Annotated in this window: 21 protein-coding genes; 14 read left to right on the forward strand and 7 right to left on the reverse strand. The window is 67.6% G+C overall.

Annotated features, from left to right (window positions below):
* Entirely contained in the window at nucleotides 1-1,155 is a 1,155-nt protein-coding gene (locus tag Q9K23_RS09425; RefSeq protein WP_053778156.1) for a CoA transferase, read from the forward strand.
* Nucleotides 1,156-1,171: 16 nt separating this feature from the next.
* Here the strand turns inward: Q9K23_RS09425 and Q9K23_RS09430 are convergent, their stop codons facing one another.
* The 3 genes from Q9K23_RS09430 to Q9K23_RS09440 form a co-directional block, all read right to left on the reverse strand.
* Nucleotides 1,172-1,879 carry a nitroreductase gene (locus tag Q9K23_RS09430; RefSeq protein ID WP_053778155.1) on the reverse strand — a complete coding sequence of 236 codons (708 nt, stop codon included), beginning with the start codon at nucleotides 1,877-1,879 and terminating at the stop codon, nucleotides 1,172-1,174.
* Between the two features lie 4 nt (nucleotides 1,880-1,883).
* A complete protein-coding gene (locus Q9K23_RS09435; protein WP_053778154.1) occupies nucleotides 1,884-2,201 on the reverse strand; it encodes a putative quinol monooxygenase in 318 nt (105 codons plus the stop codon).
* A 78-nt stretch (nucleotides 2,202-2,279) separates the two neighbouring features.
* Nucleotides 2,280-3,431 (reverse strand): acyl-CoA dehydrogenase family protein, encoded by a 1,152-nt coding sequence (locus Q9K23_RS09440; protein WP_020791170.1) that lies wholly within the window; start codon nucleotides 3,429-3,431, stop codon nucleotides 2,280-2,282.
* A gap of 182 nt (nucleotides 3,432-3,613) precedes the next feature.
* Here Q9K23_RS09440 and Q9K23_RS09445 point away from each other — a divergent pair, with 182 nt between their 5' ends.
* Together Q9K23_RS09445 and Q9K23_RS09450 are read left to right on the forward strand one after the other, a co-directional pair.
* A complete protein-coding gene (locus Q9K23_RS09445) occupies nucleotides 3,614-4,219 on the forward strand; it encodes a TetR family transcriptional regulator (protein ID WP_020791172.1) in 606 nt (201 codons plus the stop codon).
* Nucleotides 4,220-4,316: 97 nt separating this feature from the next.
* On the forward strand, nucleotides 4,317-5,189 hold the full coding sequence (locus Q9K23_RS09450; protein WP_053778153.1) for an oxygenase MpaB family protein: 873 nt from the start codon (nucleotides 4,317-4,319) through the stop codon (nucleotides 5,187-5,189).
* A gap of 16 nt (nucleotides 5,190-5,205) precedes the next feature.
* Here Q9K23_RS09450 and Q9K23_RS09455 read toward each other — a convergent pair whose 3' ends face one another.
* Nucleotides 5,206-5,841, reverse strand: coding sequence for a TetR/AcrR family transcriptional regulator (locus Q9K23_RS09455; RefSeq protein ID WP_053778152.1), 636 nt, complete (start codon nucleotides 5,839-5,841; stop codon nucleotides 5,206-5,208).
* Between the two features lie 112 nt (nucleotides 5,842-5,953).
* Here Q9K23_RS09455 and Q9K23_RS09460 point away from each other — a divergent pair, with 112 nt between their 5' ends.
* Complete coding sequence (locus tag Q9K23_RS09460) at nucleotides 5,954-6,580, forward strand: glyoxalase (RefSeq protein WP_053778151.1); 627 nt, start codon at nucleotides 5,954-5,956, stop codon at nucleotides 6,578-6,580.
* A gap of 34 nt (nucleotides 6,581-6,614) precedes the next feature.
* Here Q9K23_RS09460 and Q9K23_RS09465 read toward each other — a convergent pair whose 3' ends face one another.
* Nucleotides 6,615-7,115, reverse strand: a complete 501-nt coding sequence (locus Q9K23_RS09465) for a hypothetical protein (RefSeq protein ID WP_053778150.1) — start codon at nucleotides 7,113-7,115, stop codon at nucleotides 6,615-6,617.
* A gap of 182 nt (nucleotides 7,116-7,297) precedes the next feature.
* Here Q9K23_RS09465 and Q9K23_RS09470 point away from each other — a divergent pair, with 182 nt between their 5' ends.
* Both Q9K23_RS09470 and Q9K23_RS09475 read left to right on the forward strand, forming a co-directional pair.
* A complete protein-coding gene (locus tag Q9K23_RS09470) occupies nucleotides 7,298-7,777 on the forward strand; it encodes a MarR family transcriptional regulator (RefSeq protein WP_020790714.1) in 480 nt (159 codons plus the stop codon).
* A 234-nt stretch (nucleotides 7,778-8,011) separates the two neighbouring features.
* Nucleotides 8,012-9,673, forward strand: coding sequence for an MDR family MFS transporter (locus Q9K23_RS09475; RefSeq protein ID WP_082366039.1), 1,662 nt, complete (start codon nucleotides 8,012-8,014; stop codon nucleotides 9,671-9,673).
* 165 nt (nucleotides 9,674-9,838) lie between these two features.
* Here Q9K23_RS09475 and Q9K23_RS09480 read toward each other — a convergent pair whose 3' ends face one another.
* The gene (locus Q9K23_RS09480) at nucleotides 9,839-10,732 is read right to left on the reverse strand and encodes a LysR substrate-binding domain-containing protein (RefSeq protein WP_020790717.1); all 894 of its coding nucleotides are present in this window, start codon (nucleotides 10,730-10,732) and stop codon (nucleotides 9,839-9,841) included.
* A gap of 111 nt (nucleotides 10,733-10,843) precedes the next feature.
* Here Q9K23_RS09480 and Q9K23_RS09485 point away from each other — a divergent pair, with 111 nt between their 5' ends.
* From Q9K23_RS09485 to Q9K23_RS09500, 4 genes are all read left to right on the forward strand, one after another.
* Entirely contained in the window at nucleotides 10,844-11,437 is a 594-nt protein-coding gene (locus tag Q9K23_RS09485; RefSeq protein WP_020790721.1) for a HutD family protein, read from the forward strand.
* Between the two features lie 3 nt (nucleotides 11,438-11,440).
* Nucleotides 11,441-12,667, forward strand: coding sequence for an allantoate amidohydrolase (locus tag Q9K23_RS09490; RefSeq protein WP_082366035.1), 1,227 nt, complete (start codon nucleotides 11,441-11,443; stop codon nucleotides 12,665-12,667).
* Nucleotides 12,668-12,721: 54 nt separating this feature from the next.
* On the forward strand, nucleotides 12,722-13,915 hold the full coding sequence (locus Q9K23_RS09495; protein ID WP_020791250.1) for an FAD-binding oxidoreductase: 1,194 nt from the start codon (nucleotides 12,722-12,724) through the stop codon (nucleotides 13,913-13,915).
* A 127-nt stretch (nucleotides 13,916-14,042) separates the two neighbouring features.
* Nucleotides 14,043-14,684, forward strand: coding sequence for a helix-turn-helix domain-containing protein (locus Q9K23_RS09500; protein WP_082366034.1), 642 nt, complete (start codon nucleotides 14,043-14,045; stop codon nucleotides 14,682-14,684).
* A gap of 12 nt (nucleotides 14,685-14,696) precedes the next feature.
* Here Q9K23_RS09500 and Q9K23_RS09505 read toward each other — a convergent pair whose 3' ends face one another.
* Complete coding sequence (locus Q9K23_RS09505; RefSeq protein WP_053778147.1) at nucleotides 14,697-16,151, reverse strand: NAD-dependent succinate-semialdehyde dehydrogenase; 1,455 nt, start codon at nucleotides 16,149-16,151, stop codon at nucleotides 14,697-14,699.
* A 446-nt stretch (nucleotides 16,152-16,597) separates the two neighbouring features.
* Here Q9K23_RS09505 and ald point away from each other — a divergent pair, with 446 nt between their 5' ends.
* From ald to Q9K23_RS09525, 4 genes are all read left to right on the forward strand, one after another.
* A complete protein-coding gene (gene ald, locus Q9K23_RS09510; RefSeq protein WP_020794216.1) occupies nucleotides 16,598-17,698 on the forward strand; it encodes an alanine dehydrogenase in 1,101 nt (366 codons plus the stop codon).
* Nucleotides 17,699-18,201: 503 nt separating this feature from the next.
* Complete coding sequence (locus Q9K23_RS09515) at nucleotides 18,202-20,103, forward strand: DUF222 domain-containing protein (RefSeq protein WP_305950484.1); 1,902 nt, start codon at nucleotides 18,202-18,204, stop codon at nucleotides 20,101-20,103.
* A 100-nt stretch (nucleotides 20,104-20,203) separates the two neighbouring features.
* Entirely contained in the window at nucleotides 20,204-20,836 is a 633-nt protein-coding gene (locus Q9K23_RS09520) for a TetR/AcrR family transcriptional regulator C-terminal domain-containing protein (RefSeq protein WP_053776286.1), read from the forward strand.
* 59 nt (nucleotides 20,837-20,895) lie between these two features.
* Entirely contained in the window at nucleotides 20,896-22,587 is a 1,692-nt protein-coding gene (locus Q9K23_RS09525; RefSeq protein WP_053776292.1) for an acyl-CoA dehydrogenase family protein, read from the forward strand.
* Nucleotides 22,588-22,612: the final 25 nt, after the last annotated feature.

Here is a 22,612-nt window from a genome sequence, read left to right on the forward strand (position 1 = left end):
ATGACAGCAGCAACCGACAATCGCCGTCCCCTCACCGGGATTCGAGTGGTGGAGGTGTCGAGCTTCGTCGCCTCCCCCCTGTGTGGGCTGACCCTGGCCCAGCTCGGGGCGGAGGTGATCCGCGTCGACCCGGTCGGCGGGGCCGCCGACATCAACCGGCTACCGCTCACCGACGACGGGACCACGTCGATCTACTGGACCGGGCTGAACCGGGGCAAGAAGTCGGTCACCGCGGACCTCCGCTCCCCCGAGGGACAGTCGCTGGTGCAACGACTGGTCACCGAATCCGGTCCCGGCGGCGGCATCCTGGTCACCAATTCCGGTGGTCGAGAATGGATGTCGCACGACACCCTCGCCGCACTCCGGTCCGACGTGATCACCCTGGAACTGCTCGGCGGCTCCGACGGCTCCCCCGCCGTCGACTACACCGTCAACGCCGGCCTGGGGTTCCCGCTGATCACCGGCCCGCTCAGTCACGACGGTCCGGTCAACCACGTGTTGCCCGCCTGGGATGTGGTGTGCGGACTGTATGCGGCGCTGGCGGTCACCGCCGCCGTCCGACGACGCGACGAGACCGGCAGCGGCACCCGGATCCGGCTGCCGCTGGAGGACACCGCGCTCGCGGTGGCCGGCACCCTCGGATATCTCACCGAACCGCAGGTCAACGCACAGAGCCGGCCGGCCACCGGCAACGACGTGTACGGCACCTACGGCACCGACGTCGTCACCGCCGACGGCGACCGGTTCATGCTGGTCGCGCTCACCCCCCGACACTTCCGGGATCTCGTGCGGCTCACCGGGACCGAGTCGGTGATCGAGTCACTGCAGCAGGCGCTCGACGCGGACTTCGCCCGCGACGCCGACCGCTACACACATCGCGCGGTACTCAATGCCCTGTTCGGCAAGTGGTTCGCCGATCACTCCACCGACGAGGTCACGCAGGCACTGGCGGCGTCGTCGGTACTGTCGGAACGCTACCGCAGCTTCGACGAGGTGGTGGCCGCGGGCACATTGACCGCCAATCCGCTGTTCGCCGAGCTCGATCAGCCCGGGATCGGCACCTACCTGGCCGCGGCGCTGCCTGCCACCTTCGACGGCGAGTACTACGCGACGGGACCGGCGCCGCAGCTGGGTGCGGATACGCCGGCCCCGTGAATGCGGTTGGCCGCCTTCACTCGTCGATGAAGGTGGCCACCTCCGACAGATCCGCACGATCGGTGCGGTAGCCGTTGATCGGATGCTCGGCATCGGGGTACCCGAACGGGATGGTCACCAGGATCTTCCGGTCCTCACCGATACCCAGGTACTCCCGCACGAACGGGCTGTACCCGGCCACCGCGGCCTGCGGGACGGTGCCGAGCCCCAGGCTCTGCGCCGCGAGCAGGAACGTCGAGACGTAGAGCCCGCCGTCGACGGCACCGTAGGTCGCGTGCTGCGCGTCGGTGGTGACGATCGCGACGTGCGGTGCATCGAAGAACCGGAAATTCTGCAGCATCTGGGTGGTGGACGCCGCACGGTCCCCCTTCTCGATCCCGACGGCATCGTAGAGCTGCCAGCCGCTTTCGCGGCGACGATCCCGATACACACCCTGGTACTGACCGGGCGCCTCGAAGTCGAAGGCCCCTTCTGCGCCGGTGGCGACGTGGGCGCTCAGCGCCTCCCGGAACCGGTCGGTGGCCGCCCCCGACAGCACGATGGTCTGCCAGGGCTGGGTGTTGCACCAGGACGCCGTCCGCTGTGCCATCGTCAGCAACTGTTCGACGATCTCGCGGGGCACCGGATCGGGCCGGTACGACCGGCAGCTCCACCGCTGCGCGAGCAACTGATCGAGTACCTCGGCCCGCTCCCCGGCCACCGGTTCGATGAGAGAGTCCGTCATGGCGTTACAGCGCACCCTTTCCCGCGTCGCCGGCGGGGATCGCGGTGAAGGTCTTGACGTCCAGCGGTCCGGCCAGTGAATCGGCGATCGCCGCACCGAGTTCCGCCAGCGCCGGCGCGCCACCGTGCACCTTGAGCGCGTCGGCGGACTCCCACTTCTCGATCATCACGAAGTCGGTGCCGTCGGTGGCCTGGTGCAATGCGTACAGGTCACACCCGGGCTCGCCGTGCACCTTGTCGATGGCGGCCAGGATGGCGTCCTTGACGGCCTGCTCCTTGCCGGGTTGCGGGGACAGGGTCGCGACCACGATCACTGCGGACATCGGTACCTTCACCTTCGGTAGTTGAATGGAACTGCGCTGCAACGCTACTCCGCGTGCGTCCGGCAGCGGAAGGGATCGTCAGAGGCCCATGTCCCGGCCGATGAGGTCCTTCATGATCTCGGTGGTACCGCCGAAGATGGTCTGGATTCGCACGTCGGTGTAGGCGCGGGCGACGCGGTACTCGTTCATGTAGCCGTAGCCGCCGTGCAGCTGCACGCACTGGTCGATGACCTTCTTGCCCAGCTCGGTGCACCACCACTTGGCCTTGGCCGCATCGACGGCGGTGAGCTCACCGTCGACCACGGCGCGCAGGCAGCGATCGATGTACTGCTCGGCGATGTCGAGTTCGGTGGACATCTCGGCCAGCGTGAACCGATTGGCCTGGAAGGTGCCGATCGGACGGCCGAAGGCCTTGCGGTCCTTGGTGTACTGCACGGTCTCCTCGAAGACCGCACGCGCACCGGCGGTGGCGCCGATGGCGATCGACAGTCGCTCCGACGGCAGGTTCTGCATCAGGTGGTAGAAGCCGCGGCCCTCCACGCCGAGCAGGTTCTCCTTGGGCACCCGGACATCGGTGAAGTGCAGTTCGGCGGTGTCCTGCGCCTTGAGGCCCATCTTGTCGAGTTTGCGGCCACGCTCGAAGCCCTCCATCCCGCGCTCGACGACGAGCAGCGAGAAGGCCTTGTGCCCGGCGGCGGGATCGGGATCGGTCCGGCACACCACGACGACCAGGTCGGAGTTGATCCCGGACGAGATGAAGGTCTTGGAGCCGTTGAGGATGTAATGGTCGCCGTCGAGGCGGGCCGAGGTCTTGATGCCGGCCAGGTCGCTGCCCGCGCCGGGCTCGGTCATGGCGACGGCGAGGATGGTCTCACCGGTGGCCATCCCCGGCATCCAGCGGGCCCGCTGCTCCTCGTTGGCCAGGTGCAGGAAGTAGGGCACGAGCACGTCGTTCTGCAGGCTCAGGCCGGGCGCGGCACCGCCGAAGCGGGCGAACTCCTCGACGACGACGGCGTTGAAGCGGAAGTCGTCCTCCACGCCACCGCCGCCGAACTCCTCGGGGATGTTGAAGCCGAGCAGTCCCGCATCACCGGCCTTCTTGTAGGCCTCCCGGTCGACCTGGCCCGCGGCATCCCACTTCTCGACGTTGGGTGCGCATTCGCGGGCGAGGAACTCGCGGGCGCTCTCGCGCAGCTGCTCGTGTTCGGGCTCGAAGACCGTACGCTTCATCGTTTCTCAGATCCGTTCGATGTCGGGGCGGCCCACACGCCGACCGAAATTCGCGGGTGGCAGGCCTACTTATCGCTCGCTAACTTGTAACACGTTGATGTGACCCAGATCAACATCCATCCGATCGCACCCTGTCACTCGATCGGCCGACCAGCACAGATGATGAACTAGGATCTTCGGATATGGCCCGCGAGAGGAGATCGACACCGTCACGCTACGCGCGTGTGCGATTCCTCGAGGCCGGACTGACCGTTCTGGCCGAGGACGGCTACGGCGCCCTCAAACTCGCCGCGGTCTGCACCCGCGCCGAGGCGACGACCGGCAGTTTCTATCACGCCTTCGACAACTGGGCCGAGTTCACCTCGGCCCTGGTCGCCTACTGGCGCGAGGAGAAGAGTCGTCGTCCGATCGCCGAGGCCCGCAAGGTCACCGATCCCCGCGAACGGCTCACCGAGCTCATCCGGGTCGGACTGTCGCTGCCGCACGATTCCGAGTCGGCGATCCGCATCTGGGCGGCCCAGGATCCCGAGGTCCACGCCCACCAGGAAGAAGTCGACCGCGAACGGCGCGATTTCATCGCCGAGACCTACCGCGAGGCGATGGGCGAAGACACCGATGCCGAACGGTTCGCCACCGTCTCGATGTACCTGCTCGTCGGCTACGAGAGCGGGACCCTGCGTTCCTTCGATGCCCTGGACTTCGGCATGCGCACCTTCCTCGCGTTGGCGATCGGCCGGCTCGACGACGATGCCGCCCCGGGTTCGGGCCCGTCGACTCCCGAGAACTGAGCAGCAGCACCCATCACAACCCTTTCGTGGTGTGACCCCTTGCACATAAGTGTAAGTCGACTTACAGTCGAGGGCAGATCGTTGCCGAGGAGGCCCCATGCTCACCATCGACCGCAATCACGGTCTCGACGCCGAAACCCGGTTCGCCGAGATCTACCGGAACCTGACCGTCTACGACTTCCCCTGGGATATGAACCAGGCCCTGAGTTTCGCGCTGTTCCGCACCTACGCGGTACCCAGCGTCGGCCGGCTGCTGGCGCAGACCGCGGAGTTCACCGACAACGTGCAGCGCCGCTACGACGACACCGCCCTGCTCCTGGAAGTTCCACTGCTGGAAGGATTCTCGAGCCCCGAGGGCAAGTCTGCGATCCGCCGGATCAACCAGATGCACAAGCGCTACGACATCAGCAACGACGACATGCTCTACGTGCTGGCCACGTTCGTGGTGGTCCCCAAACGGTGGATCGACTCCTACGGCTGGCGCAAGCTGACCTATGACGAGGTGGTCGCCTCGGTGCGGTACTACCAGACGCTGGGCAAGCACATGGCCATCACCGACATCCCGGACACCTACGAAGATTTCGCCCATCTGATGGACGACTACGAGCGCGAGCACTTCGCCTTCGACGCCGACGCGGTCAAGGTCGCCGACTCGACCCTGGGCCTGCTCAAGACGTTCTACCCCAAGCCGCTGGCACCCGTCATCGACATCTTCAGCCGATCGCTGATGGACGAGCCGCTACTGGATGCGTTCCACTACCGGGAACCCGGCCGCCTCGCCCGCCGGCTGTCGGTGGCCGGCCTGCGGGCACGCGCCCGCTTCGTCGCCCTGCTCCCGTCGCGCCGCAAGCCGCTGCTGGTACACGAGATGCCCCGAATCCGCAGCTACCCCAACGGCTTCGAGGTCTCACGCCTCGGCACCTTCGCCCCCGGCTGCCCGGTGGCACACTCGTCCGCCAAGGCCGGCTGAGCGAGCGGATCGACCCTCAGTCGCCGCGCACGTCCCGGCACTCCACCGCCGACAACGCGATCCGCACATAGTCCCGCGCGGTCTCGGTGGGGGTCCGGGGGCCGTCGGGGCGGTACCAGGTGGCGATGCCCTGGCACATGGTGAAGATCGCGCGGCGCGCCGAGTCCGGGACCGGAGTGGCGAAAATACCTGTCCGACAACCATCTTCGATGGCCGAGCGCAGCAATCCGTCGATCCGGTCACGGTGTCCGGCGTAGCGGACCCGGTTCTCCGGCGTCAGTGAGCGTCGTTCTGAGTCGAGGAAGGCCAGGTCCCGATAGGTCGCCATGTAGAGCGCGGTGGCCTCCACCACGGCGCTGAGCCGGCGCACCGGATCGTCGCCGGCGTCGGCGAGCGCACCGTCGATGTGGCCACCGACGGTGGTCATGGCGTGTTCGAGCAGCGCGACAAGGATCGCCTGCTTGTTCTCGTAGTGGTAGTACAGCGCGGGCACGGTCACCCCGACCTCACGCGCGATGGTGCGAACGCTGGTGGCGTCGTAGCCGTGCTCGACGATCTCGGTCAGGGCCACCTCGAGGATCCGGGGCAGTTCCATCGGCGGGTAGACACGCCAGTCCGGCACCGTGGCCTCAGCGGATACCGCATCGGTCATGCGTTCCTCCTGCCTCGGCTCGTCGCTTGTCAAAGGGCCATCCTAACCCCGCGGCCAGATCGGTCAGGAATCGAGAAGTCCCGGACCCCACCACACTCCTACCGTCGAGGACATGACCACTTCACTGACCTCCGCACTCGATTCCCTGTCCCTCGGCGTCCCGGATGTCGACGCCGCCCGGTCGTTCTACGACGCCGCCTTCGGCCTCGACGACCGCCTGCGGCTGCACGAGTCCAACGCCCCCACCAGCGGTTTCCGCGGCTTTTCGATCTCGCTGGTGGTCGCCGAACCGGCCGTCGTCGATTCCTTCCTCATCCCGGCGATCGAGGCGGGCGCCGCACCGCTCAAGCCGGCGTCGAAGTCGTTCTGGGGTTATGGCGGCGTGGTCCGCGCCCCGGACGGTGCGATCTGGAAGGTGGCGGCGTCATCGAAGAAGAACACGGGCGCCCCGCTGCGCCGGGTGGACGATGTGGTGCTGCTCGTCGGCGCCGCCGACGTGGCCGCGTCGCGGGAGTTCTACACCGGGCACGGATTCGCCGTCGCCAAGGGTTTCGGCCGCAAGTATGTGGAGTTCGCGGCCCAGGACGACGCGGTGAAGCTCGCGCTGTACGGGCGCAAGGCCGCGGCCAAGGACGCGGGGGTGAGCGCCGACGGTTCGGGGGATCATCGCCTGGTGCTCGGCTGGACCGCGGGCGCGGCGGCCACCGATCCCGACGGCTTCGTCCTGCAGGCCGGGTGATCGGGCACCCCGCAGCCCTTTCACACCGCACCCGTCACGCCCGGATCGTCGCCGCGCCTGGTACCGAGGGGATGCCGAAGAGATCGCCGATCCCGATCAGTCCGGACCCGGTGGTCACCTCGGCGCCCTTGGGTGTCACGGTCAGGGTTCCGCTGCGGCCGGTGTTCAGGTTGATCCAGCCGACCTGCATGGGCAGTGAGTAGGTCGCACAGACGCGCGGGTTGAGCGATGCGCACATCGGCCCGAGGGTCATCGTCAGGACTCCCGGGCCGGTCACGGTGACGCGCAGGGTCTCCACGCCGAAGGGGAACGGGTCGGACAGCCACAGGTAGGTCGACGGCACGTCGATGCTGATCTGTGCAGCGGGTGCAACGCGCGGTGGCGCCGCCTGCGCGGGCCCGGCGGTCGTGACGATCCCGGTGACGAGTGCGGTGGCGGCGATCAGGCCGACGCCGATTCTGCGGAGGTACATCGCACGGGGGTACATCGCACGGGGGTACATCGCACGGGGATGCGGCGTGGCGGTGACGTTCATATGGTCCTCCGCGGTCGGGTTTCCCCCTGCCTGTCGGATCGTTCGGGCCGTCGGTGTCGTTAACACTGCTCATGGTCGTCGCTGTTCAGGACCGGCCTCCACGCCGGCGACGTCGACACCGCGATCGTCCGAGGCGGTAGCGTGTCTCACCGAACACCGCCGACGAAGGGATTCGCGGGCCGATGGGTGACGAACCGATCGCCGATCTCGAGAACGAGCTCGCCGATCTCTGGCGCCAGGGCCGCGACCGTGCCCGACGACGGGCGCGAGCCATCGAGCCACGTCTGGATCCCACGCACTATCTGCTGCTGACCGTTCTCGCGCGGCACGAGTCGGTGCCGATGTCGGAGCTGGTGACCGAGCTGGGCCTCGACAAGTCGACGGTGACCCGGCAGGTGGACACGATCGTCCGGATGGGACTCGCCGAGCGGCATCCCGATCCTCGGGATGCCCGGGCGCGGGTGGTGTCGCTCACCCCGGCGGGCCGGCACAAGTTCGAGACGGTGATCGCCACGTTCGTCCAGGAGTGGCGTGACCAGCTCGCCCAGTGGGATCCGGACGACATCCGCACCCTCACGCGACTGCTGCGTCGACTGTCGGCGGTGCGCACGAGTGAGCCTGCACACGCAGCTCCGGATTTGCCCGATTCAGACGAATCCTGAGGTCAGGGAATACTTCCAGATAGTTGCGGGTTGCATCCATCACGCTTATAGTTGCGTCGTTCAACTATTCGCCGCGCACTTCTCAGCGCACCCGAAGCGACGACCGACCACCATCGGCGCCGTCAGCCCCGGCCCACGGCCCCGCCGCGAGGTACGAACAGACCTTCTGGAGGTTTCCGCATGACAGCAACCGCTGCGCAGCGCCCCGACGCCGCTGCCGGCGACAACACCCCGATGACCCACGGCCAGAAGATCCAGGCCCTGGTGGGACTCCTCCTCGGGATGTTCGTCGCATTCCTGTCCTCGACCATCGTCTCCAACGCGCTGCCGGTGATCATCACCGATCTGCACGGCAGCCAGGACCAGTACACCTGGGTGGTCACCGCCACCCTGCTCGCCTCCACCGCCACCACGCCGCTGTGGGGCAAGCTGTCGGACCTGGTCAGCAAGAAACTGCTGGTCCAGGCGTCCCTGGCGGTGTTCACCCTCGGATCGGTGCTGGCCGGGTTCTCCCAGTCGGTGGGCATGCTGATCGGCTTCCGGGTGGTCCAGGGCCTCGGCCTCGGTGGCCTGCAGGCGCTGGTCATGATCGTGATCGCCTCGATGTTCAGCCCGCGTGAACGCGGTCGCTACCAGGGTCCGATCGCCGCCGTCATGTCCCTGGCGATCGTCGCCGGACCGCTCCTCGGCGGCGTGATCGTCGACACCAGCTGGCTCGGATGGCGCTGGACGTTCTACGTCTGTGTCCCGCTCGCCGTCATCGCACTCGCTGTGATCCAGCGGACCCTGAACCTGCCGGTGATCCGCAAGGAGGTGTCGCTGGACTACCTCGGTGCGGTCCTGATCGCGGGCGGCGTCAGCACCCTGCTCATCTGGGTGACGCTCGCCGGCAAGAACTTCGACTGGGTGTCGGGGATGTCGTTCGGCCTGGTCGTGCTGGGTCTGGCACTGCTGGCCATCGCGGTCTTCGTCGAGTCGCGCGCCAAGGACCCGATCATCCCGCTGCACCTGTTCCGCGACCGCACCATCAGCCTGGCCACCATCGCCAGCATCTCGGTCGGCGTCGCACTGTTCGGCGGCGCGGTGTTCCTGGGACAGTACTTCCAGATCGCCCGCGGCTACTCCCCCACCGCCGCAGGTCTGCTGACCCTGCCGATGGTGATCGGTTCGATGATCTCGGCCACCGTGTCCGGCCAGCTGATCACCCGCTTCGGCAAGTGGAAGCGCTACCTGGTGGTCGGGGCGATCGCGATGGCCATCGGCTTCGGCCTGCTCGGCACCATCGACGCCCACACCAACATGGTGGTCATCGGCGGCTACCTGTTCATCGTCGGCCTCGGTATGGGTATGACGATGCAGAACCTGGTTCTGGCAGTGCAGAACAACGTCGAACCCGCCGAACTCGGCTCCGCGACCTCCACGGTGACGTTCTTCCGTTCACTCGGTGGTGCGGCCGGCGTCTCGGTTCTCGGTGCCGTCCTGTCCAACCATGTGACCGACCTGATCAAGCAGGGCCTCGCCGCCGTCGGGATCGATCCCGGACAGACCGGCGGTGCCGGCCTGGCCAACCTGAACGAACTGCCCGGCCCGATCGAGGCCATCGTGCGTGGCGCCTACGGTGACGGCACCGCCCGGGTGTTCCTCATCGCCGGGATCATGGCCGCGATCAGCCTGGTCGCCATCGTGTTCATCAAGGAGGTCGCGCTCAAGACCGAGAGCGTCGACGAGCAGCGGATGTCCGAGATCGCCGACGGTGCAACCCCTTCGGCCACCGACGACGGACATGATGATCGCCGGCCCGAGCTCGTCGCCGTCCTCGAGACCACCGACGACCCGGGATCCGACGCCGGGGTCACCCCCGCACGCGATCACGGCGAGGCCACCACGGTGAGGTGACGATCGCGAAAAGTGCACGGGAGCACCATCTCCCGAAGTGCACCCGGTGAGCGACACGCTCACACCGACGGACCGGTATGCGATTCGCATACCGGTCCGTCGGTGTCCGGGCCCAACCCGTTCCGCGGCGTGCCGACGACGACGGTCGAGATCTCGACCGGTGGATCATCCGGACGGCATCTCCCCCATCGCCGCATACAGGCAGTCGACGAATGCCGCCTCGGCCGGATTGGCGGATTCGGTTGTGCGGGCGATCATCAGCGCGGTGGTCACCTTCTGGACCAGCGGCCGGATCGCGATGCGATCGGTACCGAACCAGGACACCGACTCCGGCAGGATCGAGAGCCCCACCTCGGCCGACACCAGCCCCAGGACGGTCTCGTGGTGGATCGCCTCCTGCACCACCCACGGCTCGGCACCGCACTCGGCGAACAGCCCCCAGATCTGGGCGAGGTAGGCCGGCATCAGGGTCTGCGGGAAGAGGATGAGCCGTTCCCCGATCAGGTCGCCGATGTCCACCTCCGCCTGGTCGGCCAGCCGGTGATGGGTGGGCAGGACCACCACGAGGGCCTCCTCCACGAGGGGTTCGACGCGTAGGTCCTCCACCCGTCCACCGGCGCGGATCAACCCGAGATCCAGGCGACCGGCCTGCAGGGCGTCGATCTGCTCGCGTGTGGTCAGCGGCGAGAGATCCACGCGGACATGTGGATTGAGGTCGCGAAACCGGCGCAGGGCAGGCGGGATGACCGTCCCCGACGCGGAGCTGACGAAGCCCACCCGAATCCGGCCGCGCCGACCCGCAGCATGGTCGCGCACCTCCTCCACCGCGTCGTCGAGCGAGGTGAGTACCGCGCCGACCCGGTCCAGGAAGAGCCGCCCCTCCTCGGTGAGGTCCACCCGGCGGGTGGTCCGGTCGAACAGTCGCGCCCCCACCTCCCGTTCGAGGTCCTTGATGTGCGAGGTGAGCGGTGGCTGCGAGATGTGCAGCCGGGCGGCGGCCCGCCCGAAGTGCAGTTCTTCGGCGAGGACCTGGAAGTAGCGCAGGTGGCGGAGCTCCATAGGCATTATTCTGCCACCCAGAACAATCTCTTCCATATGGGTATTTCTCTTTTCCCAATCGCCAGCGTGTACTCGAGGGACACCCACCCCCGAGTCGAGAGCACGAGCCACATGTCCACCCGAACACCCCACCGCGATGGGCACGTTCCCCGGTCCGGTGTCATCCGCGGCGCCGACGTGCCGCTGCAACCGTGGCGCAACGGTGCAGGTGTGACCCGCCGGATCGCCACGGGCGGTTCGACGACTGCCCCGGACTGGACGCTGAGCATCGCCGAGATCGAGGCAGCCGGTGATTTCTCCCGATTCGACGGATTCGAGCGCACCGCGCTGATCCTCGGCGCCGACCCGGTCATGCTGACCGTCGACGGCACCGACCATCACCTCGTGCATCTCGACCGCATCCACTTCTCCGGCGACGACGAGGTCGCCGGAGAGCCCACCCACGGCACCACGCAGATCCTCAATCTGATGGTTCGCCGAACATTCGGCCGGAGCGATCTCACCCTGCAGAACGTGCGCGGATCTGTTGAGCTCTCGGCGGAGGGCACCGTCGCCTACCTGGTGCTCTCGGGCTCGTTACGCACCGCCGACGACGCACTGGAGCCGCTCGACACCATCCTCGTCGGGTCAAAGGCCGTCACCGTCCACGGAACGGGCACCGTCGCCCGCGTCCATCTTCATCCCACAGCAGCATCGGAGGACTGATCCGTGAGCACCGCATCCACTGCGACGGTCAGCGGCCTGATGGCCGAGATCGCCCACATCGGCACCGACCCGGCGCGCGGCGGATACAGCCGTCCGGTCTACTCCGCCGCGGAACTCGAACTGCGCGAATGGTTCCTGTCGGCCGCCACCGAACGGTCGCTGGAGATCGAGACCGACCGCAACGGCATCATCTGGGCATGGTGGAACCCGGCGGGACTCGCCGTGACCGACGCCGTGGTGACCGGTAGCCACCTCGACTCCGTCCCCGGCGGCGGGGCCTTCGACGGTCCGCTCGGTGTGGCGTCGGCGCTCGTCGCCGTCGACGAGCTGACGGCCTCCGGTCTGGTACCGAGCCGTCCGCTCGCCCTCGCCGTCTTCCCGGAGGAGGAGGGTTCACGATATGGACTGGCCTGCCTGGGATCCCAGTTGATGACCGGTCGCGTCAGCCGTGAGCGCGCCTGGGCGCTCACCGGCGCCGACGGCGAGACCTTCGCCGATCTCGCCACCCGCAACGGTCTCGATCCGCGCTACATCGGCCGCGACCAGGAACGGCTCGACCAGATCGGGTGCTTCGTCGAACTCCACGTCGAGCAGGGTCGCGGCCTCGTCGACACCAGCTCGGCCATCGCGATCGGGTCGGCGATCCTCGGCCACGGCCGCTGGCTGCTGTCGTTCCGCGGCCAGGGCAACCATGCCGGCACCACCCTGATGACCGACCGCCACGACCCGATGATCGCCGCCGCGGCAACGGTTCTCGATGTGCGACGACTCGGTGCGGCGGTCGACGGGGCCCGCGCCACCGTCGGCAAGCTCGACCCGGTTCCCGGCGGCAGCAATGTGATCGCCTCCCGCGTGGACGTCTGGCTCGACGTCCGTCACTCCGACGACGCCGTGGTGGCCGCACTGGTCGCCGACATCGCCGCGGCCGCCCGGGCCCACGCCCTCGCCGAGAACTGCGAATTCACCCTCACCGAGGCGTCGATGAGCCCGCGCGTGGACTTCGACCCGCAGCTGCGCGGCCGGGTCTCGAGCGTCCTGCCCGACGCACCGATCCTCCCGACCGGCGCCGGCCACGACGCCGGGGTGCTCAAAGACGAGATCCCCACCGCGATGCTGTTCGTGCGCAACCCTACCGGGGTCTCGCACTCCCCCGAGGAGTACGTCGAAGACCCCGACGCCGACGCCGGTGGCCATGCCCTCGCCACCGTCCTCACCGACCTCCTGTCCTGATTCCTCTCACCCCATGCGTTGTCCCACTGCAGTTCTCGAAGAAAGCGAAGTGACATGACCACCACCACAACCCGATTCCTCATCGTCGGCGGCGGCCTCGAGGGCCTCGCCATCGCCTGGTCGCTGGCCGATCAGGGCGAGACCGATGTCATGGTGGTCGAGCGCGACACCCTGTGCTCGGGCATGACCGGTAAGTCCAGCGGTGTGGTCCGCTGCCACTACGGCAATCCGTCGCTGGTCGCGATGTCGTGGTACGGCGTCGACATCTTCACCCGCGCAACCGAACTCTTCGGTGACGACATGGCCTTCCAGCAGTGCGGCTACGTCGTCGGCGTCGGCGAGAACAACATCGCCCCGCTCGAGGCCAATGTCGCGATGATGCAGGAGATCGGCGTCGACGTCTCGCTGATCGGCCACGACACCATGGCCGAACTGTGGCCGGGCCTGCACCTCGACGACTTCGCCGCCTTCGCCTACGAGCCCCTCGGCGGACGTGGCGAGGCCTACATGGCCGGCATGGCCTTCGCGGCGGCCGCTCGCCGGCTCGGTGTCACCATCAAGCAGTCCACCCCCGTCGCCGAACTGCTGCAGGGCGAGGACGGTCGCGTGATCGGCGCCCGCTTGGCCAGTGGCGACGAAATCCACGCCGACACCGTGATCGTCGCCGCCGGCCCGTGGACCCCGGCCCTGACCGCGGGGGTGGACGTCGACGTGGACGTCCAGGCCCAGCGCGCACAGCTGATCCTGGTCGACCAGGGGGCACCCACCCCGGTGGTCCCGGTGCTCTCCGACCTCGCCGGCCTGTCCTATATCTGCCGCGAGCCCAACGGCGAACTGCTGGTGGGCAACTCCGATCACTCGGCCCCGCAGTACATCGACCCCGACAACTACATCAACCGTGCCGACGAGAGCACCGTCGACAAGGTGGTCATGAAGCTCGGCCACCGTCTGCCGGACATGCCCGACCCGCGGATCACCAGTTCGTATGTGGGCGCCTACGACGTCACCCCCGACTACAACCCGATCATCGGCCCGTCGCCGGTCGACGGCCTGTTCCTGGCCACCGGCTTCTCCGGGCACGGATTCAAGATCTCCCCCGCCGTCGGCAAACTCGTTGCCGACATGGTGCTGACCGGCACCACCACCCTCAAGCACGTCGACCCGCAGGACTTCCGGTACTCGCGGTTCGCCGAGGGTGACCTGCTCACCAGCCTCCACCCGTACGAGGGCGCCGGCGAGATGCGCTGAGCGCATGCAACGGTGTCCGCCGGGTGGTTTCACGTGAATCCACCCGGCGGACACCGTCATCGCCCCCGACCCCGACCCCGGAACCTACCGGACGAGTGCGTCGAGGCCGGTCTCGATTCCGGCGAGCATGAGGTCGAGATCGGACTCGGTGAAGGTCAGCGGCGGCGACACCGCGAGTGCACCACCGAGCGGACGCAAGAGCACACCCGCCTCCCGGGCCGCACCGAAGGCGGTACCCACCGCACCCGGATTCCGTTCCAGCACAACGGCCAATGCCGCACGGTTCTCCGGCCGGCTCGCACCGGGACTGCAGGATCAGTTCCTCGACCTGCTGGCGCTGATGATGGCCAATGCCAATCCCCACACGGGCGAGAGCGCGGTGCGCACGGCACACCGCCAGCGCGCAGTCCTTCTCGTGGAGAAGCGTTTTCGTGATCCCGAGTTCACTGCGCGGGATGTGGCGGCGGAGATCAATCTCTCCGAGCGCTACCTGCAGAAGCTGTTCGCCGACGACGACCAGACGGTGTCGGGCACCATTCGGGGCCGGCGGATCGCCGAGGCCCGCAAGCTGTTGGACAAGAGGGCCGTCACCGGCTCGTCGATCGCATCGATCGCTGCGGCATCGGGATTCGCCGATGCCGCCTATTTCAGTCGGGTCTTCCGGCAGGAGACCGGTGTCTCCCCGACCGCCTACGTACACAGGTCCGCCGAGGACGGAACCCGTCCCCGGCGGACCCGGACCTCAGCTGATGGCCCCGATCTCAGGTGAATGCCCCGGATCTCACGTGAACGCAAGGTACTTGGTCTCGAGGTACTCCTCGATCCCCTCGGTCCCGCCTTCGCGGCCGAGTCCGGACTGCTTGACCCCGCCGAACGGTGCCGCGACGTCGGAGACGAGGGCACGGTTGACGCCCACCATCCCGCTCTCGAGCCGCTCGGAGACGCGGAAGGCCCGGTCGACGCTCTGCGTGTAGAGGTAGGCGGCGAGTCCGTAGTCGGTGTCGTTGGCCGCGGCCACCACCTCGTCCTCGGTGTCGAATCCCACCACCACGGCCACCGGGCCGAAGATCTCCTCACGCAGGATTCGTGAACCGGCGGCGACGTCGTCGAGCACGGTCGGTGCGAAGAAGGTGCCGGGACCGTCGATGGCATGTCCACCGGTGCGGACGCGGGCACCGTCGTCGACGGCGTCGGCGACGAGGCCGGCCACGCGGTCACACTGTTTGGCGTTCACCAGCGGGCCGATCTGTACGTCGGCCTGGATCGCGGGGCCCACCTGGAGAGCCTCGATGCGGGCGGTGAGCCGGGTGGTGAACTCTTCGCGCACCGCGTTCGCGACGTAGATGCGGTTGGCGCAGACGCAGGTCTGACCGGCGTTGCGCATCTTGGCGACGATGGCGCCGTCGACCGCGGCGTCGAGGTCGGCGTCGTCGAAGACGATGAACGGTGCGTTGCCGCCCAGTTCCATCGACGTCTTGAGGACGTTCTGTGCGGACTGTTCGATCAGCAGCTTGCCGACCCGGGTGGACCCGGTGAAGGTCACCTTGCGCAGTCGGGTGTCGGCGAGGAGCGGGCCGGTGACGGCGGCGGCGTCGAGAGCGGGTAGGACCGACAGCACCCCGGCCGGCAGACCTGCGTCGGCGAGGACCCGCGCCAGCAGGAGCATGGTCAGCGGTGTGTCCTCGGCGGGTTTGGAGATGACGGTGCATCCGGCCGCGAGTGCCGGTGCGATCTTGCGCGTCCCCATCGCCAGCGGGAAGTTCCAGGGGGTGATGGCCAGGACCGGACCCACCGGGACCTTGCTCACCAGGATGCGGCCGTTGCCGGAAGGTGATGCGGCATAACGTCCTTGAATCCGGACAGCCTCCTCGCTGAACCATCGGAGGAACTCGGCGCCGTAGGTCACCTCACCGCGGGCCTCGGTGACCGTCTTGCCCATCTCGAGCGCCATCAGTGTGGTGAAGTCGTCGGTGCGGTCGAGGATCGCCTCCCACGCGGTGCGCAGGATCACCGATCGTTCGCGCGGCGACGTCGCGGCCCAGGCCGCCTGCGCGGCGGCGGCCGAGTCCAGTGCCTTGAGCGCATCGTCGGCGCCGGCGTCGGCCACGGCGGTCAGCAGTTCCCCGGTCGACGGGTTGCGCACCTCGAAGGTGGCGCCGCCGGTGGCCGGGGTGACGGCGTTGTCGATCCAGAGCCCGGTGGGCAAGTCGGCCGGGATACGTCCCAGGTCACCCATGTCTGTCCTCTTTCTGTTGAGCCGACGCCGAATTCGCACCGCTCGGGGTCCGTGACGTCACCTTGCGCACCGGCGGATCATCCGCCCGCGAGAAGGATGGCGAAATCGATTGCAAGAACGTTTGCATATCCATGCTAGGTGTGCTGCTCCGAACCCGTCAACCGAACCGGCACCGCATGCAGCGAGGCCCAGGACGCCGCCCGAAGATCCTTCTGTGAGACCTACCCTCAATCGGGCCGATCCCGGAGAATTCTCCAAATCATGCTTTGTCAGAGAATTATCTTCATTGATGTTGGCTGTGGGATGAAGTTTGTTCACCATTGACGAACCGGCCGATGCGGCGGAGACAACGACGTCCCGCACGATCGGCGGATTGCCGTCGGCAGCGTGCCACCCCCCATTCATCGTCCGTATCCGGACCCGTCACGCCATCACAGGAGCCATTGATGAAGATCGGAATCCCCCGCGAGATCAAGAACCACGAGTACCGGGTCGCGATCACCCCGCCAGGCGTCAACGAGCTCGTCGCTCGCGGCCACGAGGTGATCATCGAGGCCGGCGCCGGGGCGGGTTCGTCGTTCGACGACGCCGGCTACAAGGCGGCAGGCGCCCAGATCCTCGACTCCGCCGACGCCGTCTGGGCGCAGGCCGATCTCGTGCTGAAGGTCAAAGAGCCCATCGCCGAGGAGTACTCGCGGCTGCGGTCGGATCAGGTGCTGTTCACCTACCTGCACCTCGCGGCATCCAAGGAGTGCACCGACGCACTGCTCGCGGCGGGCACCACGTCGATCGCCTACGAGACGGTGGTGGCAGCGGACGGTTCACTGCCGCTGCTCGCCCCGATGAGCGAGGTGGCCGGGCGCCTCGCGCCGCAGGCCGGTGCCTACCACCTGATGCGGCCGGAGGGCGGCCGCGGGGTCCTGATGGGCGGCGTCCCGGGAGTGGCGCCGGCGAAGGTCGTCGTGATCGGTGCCGGGGTCTCCGGCCGCAACGCCATCGCGATCGCCCACGGCATGAAAGCCGATGTCACCGTGCTCGATCTGTCCATCGCGCGGCTCCGCGAGATCGACAGCCTCTATCAGGGCCAGGTCACCACGATCGTCTCCACCGCCTACGCCCTCGAACAGGCCGTGCTCGAGGCCGACCTCGTGATCGGTGCGGTGCTGGTGCCCGGCGCCAAGGCCCCCACCCTGATCTCCAACGACCTGGTCTCCCGGATGCGCCCGGGTTCGGTCCTCGTCGACATCGCCATCGACCAGGGCGGCTGTTTCGAGGATTCACGGCCCACGACGCATGCGGAACCGACCTTCGCCGTACACGATTCGGTCTTCTACTGTGTCGCCAACATGCCCGGTGCGGTGCCGAACACCTCGACCAACGCCCTGACCAATGCCACCCTGCCCTACGTCGTCGCGCTGGCCGACCGCGGATGGCAGGACGCCACCGCCGCCGACGCCGGTCTGCGCGCCGGTCTGTCGACCCATGCGGGCCGGCTCCTGTCACAAGAGGTCGCCGACGCCCACGGATACACCGCGGTCCCGGCCTGACGGCCGCTGTCGGCAAGCACATTCCCACAATCCACCAACCGTCCATCCCGCACCACACCACCGCTGGTCGGGCCGACGCGGAGCGCGACATCCCAACCCCACCACCACGACGGACACACCCTCTTCGCTGGTCGAGCCGACGCGGAGCGCAGCGACAAGTCGAGTCGAGACCTCCACCGGCCACGTTCACGAGGTGACCACATAGGAGATGGCCACCGACACCCTCAACCCACCAGGCCTCGACACGGGTCCTCGCCCAGAGGCTCGGTCCCGGCTCGACCACCGAAGGTGGGCCGGCGCACGTTCACGCTGGTCGAGCCGACGCGGAGCGCCGCGACAAGTCGAGTCGAAACCTCCACCGCCCGACCTCCACGAGGTGACCACCATCCGGTGAACCCACTTCTGCTCGCGGGAGTTTTGTCGGTGGCCTCGTGTACCGTGATCTGTAATCGAACACAAGTTCTTTGTTGCAGGTCACAGGCACTCCGGGGGGAGGAAATCAGATGACGAACACACCCACGACGTCCCTGTCGTTCACCGATTCCCGCTGGCCGCAATTGCCACACGACAATGCCGATCTATTGGGTGGGGTCGACCCGAAAACACCCGAACAATCCTCCACCAACGACCTACTGATCGGGTTACGCGAGATCGATCGAGGACGATCGTTTCTGGCCTGGTCGACCTACCGATCGGTGATCGAACTCGTCGGCCGCCACGTCGACGCCGACCGCGGTGTCGCCGGAGCACCATCCGGATTCGTCGACCTGGCCAAGAAGATCTCGCGTGTGCGTGGCATCACCCAACGCGCCGCCGAACTCCTCATGGACGAATCCATCGCCGTTCTCCACCACCTGCCTCATGTGGCGGAAGTGTTGCGGGACGGCTGGATCACTCCCGAGTTGATGAAGGTGGTGGTGTCGCGGACCGCGCTGGTCCACGGTCGCGAATCGGCACCCAAGGTCGACGCCGAGATCGCCGAGTTGATCCGCCGACGCCGACGACTGTGGTCGAAGAAAACCATCACCGACATGGCCGACCGGGTCGTGTTCCGCCACGACCGTGACGCCGTCCGTGAAGCCCGGGAACGGTGTCTGGACAAACGGGGTGTGTGGACCTCGTTCAGCACTGACGGGACCGGGGAGATCGCCGGCACCATGGCCGCCGACCGGGTCGAACTGTGCGGCCTCGTGATCGGTGCCCTCGCGAACACGGTGTGCCCACATGATGGGCGATCCTCGCAGAACCGGAAATCCGATGCCATGTTCGCTCTCCTGTCGGGGACCCAGTTCGAGTGTGAATGCGGACGTGCGGACTGCCCGGCCGAGATCCCCGAGGCCGGGTCGATCCCGAAGGTGCAGTACGTGATCCACCTGTTGGCCAACGAGGCCACCGTCGCCGACCTCGACACCGTCACCGGCCGACCCCAACCCCAACCCGCACCTGAGCCGGAAGTGCACAGCGGCAACAGTTCTGAGACTCAGCTCGACTCCGACGTCCCTGCGACCGGTGCCACCACGCGGCCCGACGACACTGCTACACCCGACGACACTCCCACACCTGACGACACCCGTCGGTCGGCCCGCCTCGAGCATGACGCGGCGGCCGAGGCGGTCGAGGAGGAACCGGCCGGTATCGACATGCCCGCGAATCCGGTTGTCACACCGAATGATCCGTCCACCGGTTCCTCCGACTTACCCGCGGGTGCGGCACCGGGGTATCTGTTCGGCAAGGGTGTGATCGCCCCGGAATTCGTGCGGGACCTCGCCTCCCACCCGAACGCCCGATTCACGCGGCTCGTCCCCCGGGGTGTGCGGCCCGAGGATGTGGTGTTGCCGCCGACTCTGCCTTCGGATCCGTACCGGCCGTCCGCCGCCCTCGACGAGTACGTGCGTCTGTCGTATGGCACGTGTGCTGATGTGGCGTGTACTCGAAGCTCATTCGATGCCGATCTCGATCATGTCACCGAATACGACCACCACAATCCGGCGGCGGGTGGGCAGACCACCCCGATCGGGTTGAATCCGAAGTGCCGGTTCGATCATCTCCACAAAACCCATTCCGAGTGGGTCGATGATCAACACCGTGACCCCCACACAGGTCGGTTGATCATCGAATACACCACCCCGGAAGGGTTGATCCTGCCCGGACCGGCGGAAACCATGGAAGATTTCTTCCCCGGCCTACGCCGCTACCGGTTCGACGACCCACCACAAGCCCCACCCACCCCACCAGGACCGCCAGGCCCGCCGGGTGCGTATCTGAAACCGGATGGGGAACGAATCCTGGACCGGGAATCCACACTGGCCCGAAAACATCACCGTCGACGACTCGAGCGGCAACGCAACCGTGCCCGCAACCAGACTCCCGCCACCCAGACGGACTCACCCGACCCGCCCTTCTGAGGGATGCGCTCCTACTCCACCACACGGCGAGGTGTTGACCGTCACACACGAAACAGTTATTGTTTGTCATACAAACAAGTGCGCTCGAGGTGATCGATTCATGCCCCCAACCCGCCGGGCCAGCCGCGATGCCGGCAAGGCCACCCGCCAGGCACTGCTGCATGCCGCGAGCGAGGTGTTCAGCGAGCACGGCGAGACCGCGTCGGTGGCCCAGATCTGCGCGCGTGCCGAAGCCTTCCCCAACCAGGTCACCTATTACTTCGGTTCCAAGGAGCAACTGTTCGTCGAGGTGGCCTGCGCGGCGGTGCTGCGCGCCGGTCGGCACGCCGAGGAGTCCGCTGCGTCGGCGACGACGGTGCGCGAGTACACCCACATCCTGATCGGCACCCTGCTGGGCCCGCAGGCCCGCAACGTCGAGTTGTTCACCACCGCCATGCTGTTGGTGTCGCGTCGCACCGATCTTCGCCAACAGATCACCGAGACCCTGCGCACCCTGCACGAGCGCGGCCAGGACGCCCTGATGCAGACCCTGGTGCGCACCGGCTGGCAACTGCGCGCCGACATCGACGTGGAGGCCCGCGCGTTCTGGTCGGCGATCTTCGGACTCATCGTCCAGAAAGCCGCCACCGCAGACGAATTCGGCTACACCCTCGAGGACTCGGTGGCGGTGGTCTTCGCCGCCCTGCAGATCCCCGACACCGTCCTCGATCAACCGCTCGTCCTCGCCGACTGACCACAGTGACCGGCCACACCGGCCGACCCCCATCCGCCGTCACCCGATCGGAGCCCGACATGACCCAGACACCCGCGTCGCCGACCACGGCCCATCCGCGACCACACCTCACCCACACCGTGCTCAACCAATCCGTCCCGCGCGTCGACGTCAACGAGTACGAGGCCAATCAGGTTCTGCGCGAGGCCATCACCCGCCACGACGGCGGGTGGGGTGATGCGGAACTCGTCGAGATCGGCGCGCTGGTCGGCACCGAACAGTTCCAGCACGACGCGAAGCTCGCCAACACCATCACCCCGCAGTTCCACCCGTTCGACCGCTGGGGCAACCGGATCGACGAGGTCGAGTACCACCCGTCGTACCACCGGATCATCAGCGCCTCGATCGCCCACGGTGCACACACCCGCTGCTGGGCCGATCCGCAGCCCGGCTCCCACGTCGTGCGCGCCGCGGCGTTCTATCTGTTCGGCCAGATCGAGCCCGGGCACGCCTGCCCCGTCTCGATGACCCACGCGGTGATCCCGTCGCTGGAACTGCAGCCCGACGTCGCCGCACAGTGGGTTCCGAAGGCCCTGTCGCGCAGCTACTCCCCCGAGTTGTCGGCGGACAAGTCGTCGGCGATCTTCGGCATGTCGATGACCGAGAAGCAGGGCGGCTCGGATGTCCGGGCCAACACCACCGTCGCAGTGCCGGTCGGCACCGGCGGCCCCGGCGCCGAGTACCTGCTGACCGGACACAAGTGGTTCTGTTCGGCACCGATGTCGGATGCCTTCCTGGTCCTGGCACAGGCACAAGGCCAAGGCGGCGAAGGACTCTCGTGTTTCCTGCTCCCCCGCGTCCTGCCCGACGGCACCCGCAACTCGTTCCGCATCCAGCGGCTCAAGGACAAGCTGGGCAACAAGTCCAACGCCTCCAGCGAGATCGAGCTCGACGGAACGGTCGCGGTGATGATCGGCGAGCCGGGCCGCGGCGTGCGGACCATCATCGAGATGGTCGCCCAGACCCGCCTCGACTGTGTCCTGGGCAGCGCGGCCGGCATGCGGCAGTCGGTGGCCGAGGCACTCTGGCATGCCCGGCACCGGGCCGCCTTCGGCGCCACCCTGGTCGATCAGCCGGCGATGACCGCCGTGCTCGCCGACCTCGCCCTCGAATCCGAGGCGGCGACCGTCACCGCGATGCGCCTGGCCCGTGCCCACGACGAGGACGCGAGCGATTCCGAGAAGTCGTTCCGCAGGCTGGCGACCGCCGTCGCCAAGTACTGGATCTGCAAGCGCGGACCGCATCACGCCTACGAGTCACTGGAATGCCTGGGCGGCAACGGGTACACCGAGGACTTCCCGCTGTCGATGCGTTACCGCGAACAGCCCGTGATGGCCGTCTGGGAGGGATCGGGCAATGTGATCGCCCTCGACGTGCTGCGCGCGATGACGCGTGAACCCGACTCCGTCGGCGCCTTCGACGCCGAGGTGAACCTGGCGCGCGGCACCGACCCGACCCTCGACGCGCACCTCGATCAGCTGCGCCGCGACCTCGGTGAACTCGCCGGACTCGACGCGGCATCCGCCCAGCGCCGGGCACGTCGCGTCGTCGAATCCATGGCGCTGGCGCTCGAGGCGTCCCTGCTGGTCCGCTTCTCGCCGGCCGCGGTGGCCGATGCGTTCATCGCCGCACGCCTGGGCGCCGACCGCGCCTTCGAGTACGGGGCGCTGCCCACCGGCACCGATCTGGGAGCAATCCTGGCGCGGCACTGACCTCCCGCGGGCGCATCCGGGATCG

It is taken from the genome of Gordonia sp. NB41Y (assembly GCF_030718915.1).
GTDB classification, from domain to species: Bacteria; Actinomycetota; Actinomycetes; order Mycobacteriales; family Mycobacteriaceae; genus Gordonia; species Gordonia desulfuricans.